Annotated in this window: 9 protein-coding genes; 3 read left to right on the plus strand and 6 right to left on the minus strand. The window is 41.9% G+C overall.

The annotated features are described in order from the left end of the window. Positions 1-677 precede the first annotated feature (677 nt). The gene (locus tag IOD06_RS04820; protein ID WP_010201656.1) at positions 678-1,241 is read left to right on the plus strand and encodes an NUDIX hydrolase; all 564 of its coding nucleotides are present in this window, start codon (positions 678-680) and stop codon (positions 1,239-1,241) included. A gap of 72 nt (positions 1,242-1,313) precedes the next feature. Here IOD06_RS04820 and IOD06_RS04825 read toward each other — a convergent pair whose 3' ends face one another. Beyond that, the gene (locus tag IOD06_RS04825) at positions 1,314-4,391 is read right to left on the minus strand and encodes an insulinase family protein (protein WP_194619490.1); all 3,078 of its coding nucleotides are present in this window, start codon (positions 4,389-4,391) and stop codon (positions 1,314-1,316) included. A gap of 434 nt (positions 4,392-4,825) precedes the next feature. On the opposite strand from IOD06_RS04825, the gene IOD06_RS04830 reads away from it, so the two are divergent. Beyond that, positions 4,826-5,287 carry a universal stress protein gene (locus IOD06_RS04830; RefSeq protein ID WP_010201658.1) on the plus strand — a complete coding sequence of 154 codons (462 nt, stop codon included), beginning with the start codon at positions 4,826-4,828 and terminating at the stop codon, positions 5,285-5,287. A 154-nt stretch (positions 5,288-5,441) separates the two neighbouring features. Here IOD06_RS04830 and IOD06_RS04835 read toward each other — a convergent pair whose 3' ends face one another. Further along, a complete protein-coding gene (locus tag IOD06_RS04835; protein ID WP_194619492.1) occupies positions 5,442-6,377 on the minus strand; it encodes a LysR substrate-binding domain-containing protein in 936 nt (311 codons plus the stop codon). A gap of 205 nt (positions 6,378-6,582) precedes the next feature. Here IOD06_RS04835 and IOD06_RS04840 point away from each other — a divergent pair, with 205 nt between their 5' ends. Further along, the gene (locus IOD06_RS04840) at positions 6,583-7,668 is read left to right on the plus strand and encodes a YeiH family protein (RefSeq protein ID WP_194619494.1); all 1,086 of its coding nucleotides are present in this window, start codon (positions 6,583-6,585) and stop codon (positions 7,666-7,668) included. A 293-nt stretch (positions 7,669-7,961) separates the two neighbouring features. Here the strand turns inward: IOD06_RS04840 and IOD06_RS04845 are convergent, their stop codons facing one another. The 4 genes from IOD06_RS04845 to IOD06_RS04860 all read right to left on the minus strand — a co-directional run bounded on the left by IOD06_RS04845 (position 7,962) and on the right by IOD06_RS04860 (position 12,161). Beyond that, entirely contained in the window at positions 7,962-8,171 is a 210-nt protein-coding gene (locus tag IOD06_RS04845; protein WP_010201661.1) for a cold-shock protein, read from the minus strand. A gap of 244 nt (positions 8,172-8,415) precedes the next feature. Continuing rightward, positions 8,416-8,838, minus strand: coding sequence for a YbaN family protein (locus tag IOD06_RS04850; RefSeq protein WP_194619496.1), 423 nt, complete (start codon positions 8,836-8,838; stop codon positions 8,416-8,418). A 264-nt stretch (positions 8,839-9,102) separates the two neighbouring features. After that, a complete protein-coding gene (locus IOD06_RS04855; RefSeq protein ID WP_194619498.1) occupies positions 9,103-10,404 on the minus strand; it encodes a VWA domain-containing protein in 1,302 nt (433 codons plus the stop codon). An 8-nt stretch (positions 10,405-10,412) separates the two neighbouring features. Beyond that, the gene (locus IOD06_RS04860; RefSeq protein ID WP_194619500.1) at positions 10,413-12,161 is read right to left on the minus strand and encodes a hypothetical protein; all 1,749 of its coding nucleotides are present in this window, start codon (positions 12,159-12,161) and stop codon (positions 10,413-10,415) included. Positions 12,162-12,208: the final 47 nt, after the last annotated feature.

Below are 12,208 nucleotides of genomic sequence, written 5' to 3' on the forward strand. Positions count from 1 at the left end.
TCGGTATAAAGCCTTGTCACAATAAGATAGTCACAATAAGATAGTCATAAAACAATAGTCATAAAAACAATAGTCATAAAAACAACGGTCATAAAACGATAGTTATCATCATCAAATCTAAAAATTTATCATCAAATTATTTAATAATTGCTAGGGTGTGTCCTCATTTTAAAAATGGTGATAAAAATGAGGTAAATTGCCGTCAAACAAGGAACATAGTATTGAGGACATGCCCTAGAGCGTGTGCTAATTAAAGACCTAAAATAATGTCTCAATCTAGATTAGCGCAATCGCCTGTTTACTGCATGCTATTTATGTGACTGCCTATTTGTATCACAAGAATTAATTGAGAGTCTTTCTTTTATAGCAACAAACAACGACTCTGCGGTGAAATGATATAGTCAAGAAATTTTAGAATCGCTACAAGCCGCCCGACCGCAGATAGCACACTCAGTACATCTAGGACGGGTAACACCGTAGCGGTTTAAAAGTGCTCTGACTATACATTACTGTTATCATCATTCTGTGCAAAGAAAATATGTGCTATCTTAAGGTAATGGCTGCTATTTACGATCGTACGGCAGCATGACTGTTGCACCCTAAGTATAACGCTGCACACCCAAGCTATTACAATGACACCCCATATCCTTTCTGATCATAATAACAAGGCAGTTTATATGCGCTATTGTCTACAATGTGGCCACGAGGCTGAACGTAAAATACCGGCCACCGATAATATCCCGCGTTTGGTCTGCCCAAATTGTGGCTATATTCACTACGAAAACCCAAAGGTCATCTGTGGCTCATTGGTCGTTCACAAGGGCCGAGTATTGCTATGCCGCCGAGCGATTGAGCCACAATATGGCTTATGGACGATACCAGCGGGCTTTATGGAGAATGGCGAAACCATCGCTGATGGCGCGGCGCGTGAGAGCTTTGAAGAAGCTGAAGCGGTGGTGACCAACCCCCATTTATACTGCCTCTATGATATCCCTGATATTGGGCAAATTTATGCGATTTACCTGAATGACCTTAAAGATGGTGCTTATGGTATTGGCTCTGAGAGTCTTGACTGTGCGTTATTTAGTGAAGAAGACATTCCATGGGATAGCATCGCCTTTGAAGCAGTACGTCGTACGCTAACCAGTTACTTTGAAGATCGTAAGCAATTCGATAGCCATGATAAATTCCCTGTGCATCAAGATTATATTGGTAAAGACCAAAGCATTAAACGGTATTAATTGAGTGCATAGGCACAAAAAAGCCAAGCTTGATGCTTGGCTTTTTTGCACTTCATGGTAAGTCTGACCACCTTAGCTTTTTATTTTACAAACCTCAAAACCAAGATCTTTTACCTTTTCTTCTTTGTCATAAGGCGCTAAGACTGCACGCACATGTTTTTGCCCTTGCAAATATTGCTTGGCAACGCGCTGTAAGTCAGCGACTGTCACGGCTAAAATTGACGCACGCATTTTACGCTGCCAGTCAGCACCGCGATGATGCAGGTCAGAAAAACATGCTTTGATCGCTTCACCTGCTGGAGAACCTGGTTTGTCCATACCGGAGATAATCCCCAAAATAGCTTCTTCCAATTGCTCGTCAGTTTGCGGCTCATTTAATAACCACTCGATACTGGCATCAAAGTGAGCAAAAGTCTCAGCACACTGTGGATCACGGTAGCTAAAGAACTTAAAGGCGCAAGCATTGGCATCGTAGCCCGCACCGCCACCATAAGCACCGCCGCGCTCACGGATGGCGCTATGCAAATAGCCATTGCGCAAGTAAGGCGCTAATACCATCAAGGCTACTGTGTCCGGATGATCAGCCGCTGGAACCGTATAGGCACTAGCATTATGATAGACGTTGGTCGGCACCAACCATGCCAAGTCCTCAACATCGAGCGCGACACCACTTTCTAACGATTTGACAACGTCTTTCTCACCATTTAGTGCCGCATCAAGTTGTAACTCGGCAAATTCGCTTGGGATATTGTCTTCAATACTAGCATCAGAGCTGCTCAGCTGCGCGGCAATACGTGGCGCTTGGCTGTCTTTCCAGCTATCAACAATCAAATTGCTTAAGCGTTCAGTTTGCTCGGCTTCACAGATGATAACGGCATGCTTAGGGAGGCTGATGAAACGTTGATGTAAATCCATCAAACTGGTGGCTAATTTATCCCACTGCGCATCATCATTACTGGCATGGGTTAAAAAGTCCTTTAACGCGTTCAATGCTGGCAGACCACTACGCACATACTCTAACTGCGCCTGACGACTCATACCGCGACTGGCCGTTTGCATGGCATAAGCATGCCCTGAACCGGCAAGGTTTGATTGCCAGCCTGCTTGGCGCTGCTGCAGAATCTCTTTGATACGATCATGCTCCGTAAAGACGCTGTGCTCCATCACTTCTTTGAGTAAATCAATCGCCTCAGGCTTGCGGTTTAGCGCGCGCGTTGCCACCACAAAATAACTGCTGATAGACTGGCTGTCATCGATATTGGTACGTTGGCTGATACGCGCTGTCACACCTGACGAATGCGCCGCTTGCTTGGCTTGCATTTCATGGGCACTAAGAGAGTCTGTACCTAGCTCAGACAGTAAGCTTAAATAAATAGGCAGTAGCGGATGATTAATGACTTCATTGACGGGTAACTCGCTTGTACCTGTATTACCAATCGCATCTGTCAACGGCACAATTACTTGATAATAATACAAGCCATTGGTGCCTGCTTCATATTCAAATAAGGTGCTGTCTTGCCCGCTCAAATTCACTTGTTTTTGCTTGCCTTGCTTAAAGCTGATATCCGTCGGTACGTCATCCAAGCCAACTTTTGGCAATAAGCTCAAATCATCTGGTGCCGCTTGGCGCGCTGCTAAATCCAATGCTTGCTTGTGCAAGATGGCTTTATCATCAGCGGTCAAATCCATGGCGATAGTGTCGAGACGCGTTTGCTCAGCTGCCGCTAAACGAGCAGTTTTTTCGCTGTCTGGTGTTAGGGTCACGCGCACGCGGTGATTGTTATCCAGTAGATGTATTTTGATTAAGTTGGGCAACCATTGCTCGTCTTTTACTTGCTCACGCAGCCATTGTAGATGCTCGTCCACTTCCCACACATCGATTGGATTGCCATCATGAATGGCGGTACTAAAGCCTTCTAGCATGAGATTCAAACCATAAGGAATGCTGTCACCGCCGATATGACGCTGATCTATCTCAATCTGATGTAGGATAGTTTCAATCGTTTCGTCATCGACTGGTGAGTTGGCAACTTCGGTTAGCAAGTCGATAATGCCCTGCTCGACTGCTTCGGCATGCTCTGGGTTTGAACCGCGCAGACCCGTATAAAAGACCATTTCATAATGACTGTCATCGAGTCCCAATAGCGGACTTGGTGCTTTGCCGAGTGGATGGCTGTCCAGATAAGCACGCAACGGCGAGCCTGCATGCTCAATCAACACGCCTTCTAGTAGACGCAAAGCAAGGCGCTGCTTGGGGTCGGTAATAGATGGCAATAACCACGCCACAACATGATGGGTTTGGTCAGGGCCAGCTTCGTCAGCGGTATAGGTGTCGGTAGCGCTAATCGGTGCAGACAGACGTTTTTCTGGACGCGATACATGCTTCTTGCCCGCCTCAAACTGAATCAAGGCATCTTCATGGATTTTCGCCTGCGTCTCAGCGACAGGAATATTACCAAAACTCATAATCACACTGTTTGATGGATGATAATGGCTTTGATGAAATTCGACCAGCTCATGATGGGTCAAGTCCGGAATATCAGCAGGTTCACCGCCCGAATTATAATGGTACGTCGTCGTTGGGAAGAGATGATGGGCAACGGCATGATACAGCTGATCAATCTCGCCGCTCATAGCGCCTTTCATTTCATTAAAAACAATACCCTTAAATTGCGGCTTGTCATTTTCATCTAACTCAACACGAATACCTTCTTGAGCAAAATCAAGCGGATGAATGTTCGGGAAAAATGACGCATCAAGATAAACGGCAAGCAAGTTGAAATAGTCGTTTTTATTTTGTGTGGCGTACGGATAAGCCGTCCAATCAGCAGCGGTCATCGCATTCATAAAGGTATTGAGCGAGCGCTTAATCATCGAAAAGAACGGATCACGCACAGGGAATTTCTCAGAACCACATAAAGCCACATGCTCTAAGATGTGCGCCTCGCCTTTTGAGTCCATTGGCTGAGTGCGAAAGCCTACCAAGAATGCATTTTCATCACTCGGATGTGCTAAGTGATAATGCATCGCACCAGTCTTAACATGCTGACTGATCAGCACATCCATCGATAGCGCCTCAATATGGCGATGTTCAATCAACTCAAATGCGGAGTGCAATGTTAGGTCAGCGGTAAATGCGGTGTCAGTCATAGTTGTCCTTAGCTCATTATGTAGATAATGCCCTGCAGTTCAGGGTAAATAGAATGGTAACAATGTGCGTGATAAAATGATCATTAAAACTTAACGCTCAAAATTTTATCGGTTTTATGGTGGGTAAGCTATAGCAATGAAAAAATGGGTCTAGCGCTAATAGATGGGGCTAGCAGACAGAGAAGTCAAGGCATTATCCTAAGAAAGAGCAGCGCTGATATAGTCAAATCCATATAAATTCGCTACATCGTCATCCTCGCTAAACATACTAATGTATAACTTGCGCTCGGTTTCCTTGTATCGAAATTATTTGAATCCAACTATAGTACAATTAGGAAGGGCAATACCTTAGCGGTTTAAAAGTATGCCGACATTACTTAACAGCAGTCATCAGTAGTGCTATAGTTAAGACTACTTGCTACGAGGAGCACCTCATGAGTTACCAACATATTTTACTAGTTACCGATTTGTTATCTGATGCCGATACAGTGGCGCAAAAAGCCAAACAAATCGTCGATAACCGTCCGGGTTCTAAGCTGTCTGTACTGCATATTGTCAAAGATACGATGGTTGGTTTTGGCTATGAGCTAGTACCCGCCTCTAGCTTATATGACCAGATTGACGATGAGCGTTGCCAAGAAGCACGAGCCAAGCTAGCACAATTTTTAGAGCGTAACGGCTTAACCGCCGTCAATGCCGAGGTGACCACCGCCATCTCTAGTAGCGAAGGTATCGTCAATTATTGTCATAAGCATGACGTTGATTTACTGGTTATCGGTCGTCATGAGCGCCATGGTATCGTCGCATGGCTTAGTGGGGCAACAGCAGATAATATTTTGCCAAATGTCCCCTGCGATAGCTTAGTCGTGAGACTGGATAAGCCAGTTAATAAATAAGCGATCACCTTTCAATAAACAATGCTTAAGTGTAAAGGTGGCTTAGCTTTGATGAGTTGACTTGAGCCGCTTATATTACAAGCTGAACATAATATTTTATAAAACGTCCTATAGTCATGGCTATGGGACGTTTTTTATTATCTGTCTCTAACCCTTATTCTGATGTCAAAATATCAATAAAGCTTTGCCAAATTGGGCTTTGATGGCGGGCTTTATGCCACACTAGCCACCAAGTTCGCGACAAATCGATGCCTGCCACTTTTACTTGTACTAACTTACCGCTGGCCAATTCTGCCTCAATCACGTGCTGTGATAGACAACCCAGCCCAATATCGGCACTGACCATATGCTTGATCGCTTCCGATTGCTGAATGGCCATGATAACTTCGGCATCGGGCATATGCTGTAATAATTGCTCGTCGATAATTTGCCGCGTACCTGATCCTGCCTCTCGCACCAATAATGGCAATCGTGCCAGTTGTTCAATACTAAGCTCGTAGCAATTATCCACTTCGTTATATGCTGCCATGTCTGTCAGCCATTTGCTGTCGCGTTTGGCAAAGACTATCAAGGTGTCCGTTCGCCATGCACGCTGCTCAATGACCTTAGTATCCGCAGGTCGCGGCATCCCTTCTACTAGGGCAATATCGATGTTGAGTTGCTCGACCTCCGCAACTACCTCTTGGGTATTGGCGATATAAGTGTTCACATTTGCATTTGGCAAGGCTCTATACAACTCAGCCAGCAGCGGTGGCAATACATAGTTGCCTATGGTCGTACTCGCGCCAATATGAATCTGTCCTGCTTGATGCTTGTGATAATGTTCAAGCGTCAGTGACTGCCCCAAAATTGCCTGCGCTTGCACATAAATGGGATGGGCATTTGGATGCTGATTAAGCCTACGCCCAACGCGCTCAAACAACGGCATTTGCAGTCTGGATTCGAGCTCAGTCAGCGCGCTACTGACTGCTGACTGTGATAAATGCAGCGCTTCACTGGCACGGCTGGTGCTACCCGTCTGATAAATACTCACAAATACCGCCAATTGTTTTAGCGTAATCTTCGGTAGCGTCTGCATCGCTTTTTTCATTAATTAATGACACCTTATGTCAGTTTTTAGCCTGTTTTAGTTCAATCTTGATATCTTTTTTATCAATCTTAGATAATCAGCATTAACCTAAAAAATCGATAGCTTGTATCTTATTAATCTGTTTTTATTATAAATCAGCTTATCTTATACTGTCTATTCATAAGTTTATGCTTATGTCGATTAGCAATAATAGGATAGGTCTATCATGCACGCTTTTACCCACTCAGTGAATCGTTACTTTCCAAACAATCGGCACTTAGCAGGATTGGTCGTGGTGCTGGTCGGTAGTTTATTTTGTTTATGGCTCAATACTGGTCTAGACACTTGGTCGAACGGGCGCATCGTCGGACTGTCCTCTTTAACATTGGCAATTTTTCTCGGTATGGTCTTAGGTAATACGGTATACCCTAATTTCGCTGAGCAGCTAAATGCTGGTGTATGCTTTGCCAAAGGTCAAATCTTGCGCTTAGCCATTGTGTTTTATGGGTTTAAGCTAACCATGACCCAAGTGGCTAGCGTTGGTATGCCAGCGATTATGACGGATGCACTGGTACTGACATCGACTTTTTTATTGACCTATTGGCTGGGTACGAGATGGCTAAAAGTCGATAAAAAAACGACTATATTGATTGGCTCAGGCGCGAGTATTTGCGGGGCAGCCGCAGTGATTGCCGCAGAGCCAGTGGTAAAAGCAGAAGCGCATAAAGTCACTATCGCTGTGGCAACCGTCGTCGTCTTTGGCACTATTGCGATGCTACTCTACCCATTCCTATATCATCTTGGTTGGTTGCAGCCTTGGTTAAATGCTCAGCAATATGGCATCTATACTGGCTCGACCATACACGAAGTCGCACAGGTCGTGGTGGCAGGTAACGCGATCAATCCTGAGGTTGGTAATACAGCCGTCGTGACCAAAATGATACGCGTCATGATGCTCGCCCCTTTTCTACTGATTTTATCCTTTGCTTTGACTAAGAGTGACAATGATGGTCATGGTGAAAAATTATCATTTGTAGACCGCATTAAACAGGTCAACGTGCCATGGTTTGCCTTTATTTTTATTCTTATCGTCATACTGCACACATGGGTGCCGATGTCTGACAGCTTTGAGCAAAGTATGGTCATGTTTGATGATGTTTTGCTGACGATGGCGATGTTTGCACTAGGATTGACGACTCATCTGAGCGCGATTAAGCAAGCTGGCGTGAAGCCACTGATCTTGGGTGCAATTATGTTTGCTTGGTTAATCATTGGTGGCGGTCTGATTAATATTGGTATTAGCTCTATCTGATAGACTCACCACACTCATTAAAAAAAAGGCCTCCAACTATTTATAGTCGGAGGCCTTTTTAATATATAGTCAAAATATCCCAAAAACGCTACGATACTACCGATATCCATTTTTTGTAGCCTCTGTCTGCACAGGCACAGCAAGCAAAAAAATTGATATTAGCAGTGCGTGATGTATAGATATTACTTTTCACTGACTATATTATTTTATCTAATACTAAATGACAGACGAAAAAAAACGAACCCGAAGGTTCGCTTTTTTTTCATCTTGCTCTAAGTGTCTATAAAGACAGATTAGATAGCAACGATGTTATGGGCTTGTGGGCCTTTTTGACCTTGAGTTACAGTGAACTCAACTTCTTGGCCTTCAGCTAAAGTTTTGAAGCCTGAACCAGTGATTTCGCTGTAATGAGCAAAAACGTCTGCGCCAGTTTCTGGAGCGATAAAACCAAAGCCTTTAGCTTCGTTGAACCACTTAACTGTACCTTTTTGAGTATCTGACATATTGATAATCCTACTTTTTAATTTATTAATGGCCTAGTGACCGGTAACGCTTGCAAATAGCTACTGAACGATAAATATTAAAACGAAGGATTATAACTAATACTACGAGGTAATGATTTGGTGCAGAACTGCTCTTAAGCTTGGGCGTATTATAAGGGGTACATCCTAGTATCGCAAGCCTTATCTGACATTTCGTGTAACAAAGCCCTTTTATTAGCCATTTTTGGTTCAAATTGCAACGATTTTAGGCATTTGGCAAGCGGAACAAATACACCGCAACCCCACTACAAACAGTGGCTACCGCCCATGCCACCCACATCGTATCGGCTGGCAAGCGATAAAATAACATTGCCGTCGATATAGTCATCATTATCGTTGCTAACCACTTGGCATAGAGGGGTACGGCATGATTATTTTCCCAATCACGGACAAACTTACCAAAGTATTTATGATTGATCAGCCAAAAATGAAAGCGCCGCGAGCTGCGTGCCCAGCACCCTGCTGCCAGTAGTATAAAAGGCGCAGTTGGCATCACGGGTAACAGCACTCCTATAATACCCAATATAAAAAATATCCAACCCAGTATGACAAACGTCCAACGCACTGCGGGGCTTCTCGATTGATTGCTATTAGGTCTATAGTAAAAGGTTTTTTTTGATTGAGTCATATAAGTAGTGTCATTCAACTATGTATCAGTTGGGGTAAGTAGCTACTGGTTTATAAAATAGCTACCTATATAGGTAGCTAAGCATGCGATATTGCTCAAAACGGTACAAGGCTATTTTTACGAGGTTTTTGCTATTAATAAGTATGTTTGGTTAGTGGTTGAGTAAGTGAGCTCACAACCTTTGACTGAATTTTTAGCAAAAAAACCCGCTCACAGTCTAAACTATGAGCGGTTTTTAGTTTTAGTGACAAATGTCTGATTGGTTTATTTCGTGACTATACCAAGTTGCTTGGCTTCTTTTAGCCACAGTGGAAACTCTTCTAACATGTTTTCATACAAAGCTTCTTCGCTAATGTCGTCCAAGTCATCTAATTCAAAAAAATCGCAATTATCAATCACGCGCCCTGCCATGTCGTCTAGTTTTTTTAGGATGCCATAACCACGACCACCCAAGCCCAAGAACTGCCAAAATATCGGCAGTTTCGCGGCTTCCGTCATGACTCTCGTAATACCGCGATTGTCATTCACTCCGCCATCACTGATAAATAGCACGTAGACAGGCACATCCAAGCCATCCTTTTGATAAAACTCTGTCACGGCTTTCATGACCTCTGCTTCATTATTAATGCGCGGGCCAAGTGCCCATTTGCGCCAGCCGCCATGAGCGTTGTCAATGAAACCGTCATAATTGCTCAGTCCAATCTCACCCAAATACTGCGGATCTCGGGCAAACGCCCAGCAGTCTAGCGCTTGGTCATCATCGAAGCTCACTGCCAATGGCAATAGGCGGTTGACCACCTCTTGCACGCGGCCTTTTTTGTACTGTCTGTTCATTGAGCCTGAGGCGTCTAACACCAGTGCTACCTTTGCGGTTAATTGCTGCAATTGGCGTTTCTCAAGCGATATCGTGGCTTTTTTGGCCAGATTGACCAGTTTTGGGGCTTTGTCTAGCATAACCTTTTCTAACGACGGTTTTGCTTGAACTGGTGCTGGTGCTGCGGTTACGGCTGCTGCTTGCGGGCTACTCTCTTCTACATCGCCACCGAAATGCTGCACGATGGCGGCAAGTCCACCATTAAAGCCTTGCGCGACGTTAGATACTCGCCACACGCCACTCTTACGATAAAGCTGCATCAGCATACTGGCTTGCTGCTGGGCAAAATCTGCTGCTTGATATTCTGCCTGTACCTTTTGCGATTGCTGCCAAATGCCAATCTCTAACGATTGAATTTGATTGAGCGGCGTGTCGGCTGACAACACAAAAAACAAGCTGTCTATATTATCTGCCAGTTTGGATAAATTAACCTCAAACTCGGCTTGGATGCCTTTATTTGCTGTTGGCTGCGACTCGTAATGGGTGAGCTTGATTTGCCCGCATGGTGAGGTTGGCTGATTATAAAACACCATGTAATCATCATTGATCAGTTTGCCCGCTGCATCTAAGGCAAAGCAGCTGATGTCCATCTCTATTGGGCTTTGACGGGTGAACTTAAGCGTGATGGGCGCGGTATCGTCAATGGCAAGGTTGCCCAAAGGCGAGCGTTGTCCGACGGTGAGATGGTTCATGGTATTCCTTAACGTTGTGTATGTCGTTTGACAGCTACGATAGTTTGCCAAATTAAAACTGCAAACCATATATAAAACAATAGACTCACGAACTCTATACCACTTTTACCTATAAGAAATCTACTAAAGGGTAAGAAGTTTTTTGCAAAATCATTAGCTCTAATGGATACATAATCAAAATTAGAATGCCAAAGATATGTATTCTTAGCTTCAGTGAAAAATGAGTGGTGCCAGTAAATTATTGCCGTATATATCACAATGCTCGCTACTAGCCACACAATAGGTAACACATAATTGCCACCAAAGTCTGAAATCCACCTATTAGAGAATAGTATAAATCGCTCAAACAAACTACCTCTATTAACTTTGAGCTCTTTTCTGTAAGCTTTCATCTCCTCAATAAAAAACTTATTCGCTTCAATCTGATTACCTGCATCATCAAATGAGCTTTTCACAATTCTAAATGTTTCCCGTTTAGTATTTAGTGAATTAATTTTCACACCTAAAAAATTAGGTTTATCTTTTAAATTATTTTTCGAAAAATCTAACCCTGAATTAAAATTAGCACCTCTAAAACTTGAAAAATCCATAAAAGTTACATGCTCGAACACCGTCAAATAACTAAGTCTAGTACTTTCAGGGCTCTTAAATAACGACTTCTCTTTTTCAGTTAAATCTTTATCATCTACCGATAATCCACATACAATCTCTTCAAAACCTGCAAAACTATTAAAAACACTCTTGTTGAAATCGATTTTCTTAAACCTACTTTTAAAAGAGTCAAATATCTTATCTACATTAGAGTTGATAAATTTAAAATCTTCTATATTCCTATACTTTATCTCAACTTTAGACTCAAACTTAGTATCTATTATTTTTATAATATTTATATTCTGAATATTTTCTTTAAACGCACATCCATAAAATATTAAATCATCTATGTACCTCTTATCAAGTCCGTTTATCTTAAAATCAGATTTAAATATGCAATTCTCTATATGAATACTATTAATATCATAGCTATTTTTGAATTCTTCAAAATAAATATTTACAGACTTGATATCAGAGTCTTTAAGAGGGTCTGGAAATAGAAATACATTTTTATGTATCGTCAAATTAATAATAAATACATCTTTTTCAAAATTACAGTTTGCAAACATATTACAATATATATCGTTAGAAAATATTGATGGAGTCAAACGTACATTTTCTTTAAAATTACAACCTACATATCTGTACTTAATAATGTTTTCATTATTTTTATCTACTACCTGTGAAAATGGATATATCAGTAAGTCCTCATTAAAATTACAATTTTTGTGATAGCAATTATAGAACCCGTTAAAAGATAAATAACCGAATTGACACTCTTCAAAATTAACACTACCTAAATATCTTATTATTGTTTTAATATTCAACATGAAATCTGCAAGTCTACTATTTCCTGGGAAAACTATATTTTTAACTATAATACTTACTTCTCCCATCCTTTTTTTTAGTTCATCATTCAAAATAATATTTTTATGCTTAAATTCATGGATAGAATAATTACGTATAGCTACTCCATCTTTATTTACTTTATAGAAAGTATTTTTCAAAATATTTTCATATAAGTATTCCATAAATACGTTAGCAAACTCCTCCAAGTAATTATCTATATCTTTTTTTTCAATCCCTTCATCTGAACAATGCAAAACACAGTAATCAAGCTCTCGAAAAATATCATTTTTACAACCACTTGGTAATTTACATTTCATTTATTTATTTCCCAATCGAATTAAGCGCATACAATTTATTCACACTA

Source organism: Psychrobacter sp. N25K4-3-2 (assembly GCF_015351755.1).
GTDB lineage: Bacteria > Pseudomonadota > Gammaproteobacteria > Pseudomonadales > Moraxellaceae > Psychrobacter > Psychrobacter glaciei.

Excerpts from the sequence above, each read along its gene's own strand:
- IOD06_RS04820 (WP_010201656.1), top strand. The coding sequence starts at position 678 with ATGCGCTATTGTCTACAATGTGGCCACGAGGCTGAACGTAAAATACCG.
- IOD06_RS04825 (WP_194619490.1), bottom strand. The coding sequence starts at position 4,391 with ATGACTGACACCGCATTTACCGCTGACCTAACATTGCACTCCGCATTT.
- IOD06_RS04830 (WP_010201658.1), top strand. The coding sequence starts at position 4,826 with ATGAGTTACCAACATATTTTACTAGTTACCGATTTGTTATCTGATGCC.
- IOD06_RS04835 (WP_194619492.1), bottom strand. The coding sequence starts at position 6,377 with ATGAAAAAAGCGATGCAGACGCTACCGAAGATTACGCTAAAACAATTG.
- IOD06_RS04840 (WP_194619494.1), top strand. The coding sequence starts at position 6,583 with ATGCACGCTTTTACCCACTCAGTGAATCGTTACTTTCCAAACAATCGG.
- IOD06_RS04845 (WP_010201661.1), bottom strand. The coding sequence starts at position 8,171 with ATGTCAGATACTCAAAAAGGTACAGTTAAGTGGTTCAACGAAGCTAAA.
- IOD06_RS04850 (WP_194619496.1), bottom strand. The coding sequence starts at position 8,838 with ATGACTCAATCAAAAAAAACCTTTTACTATAGACCTAATAGCAATCAA.
- IOD06_RS04855 (WP_194619498.1), bottom strand. The coding sequence starts at position 10,404 with ATGAACCATCTCACCGTCGGACAACGCTCGCCTTTGGGCAACCTTGCC.
- IOD06_RS04860 (WP_194619500.1), bottom strand. The coding sequence starts at position 12,161 with ATGAAATGTAAATTACCAAGTGGTTGTAAAAATGATATTTTTCGAGAG.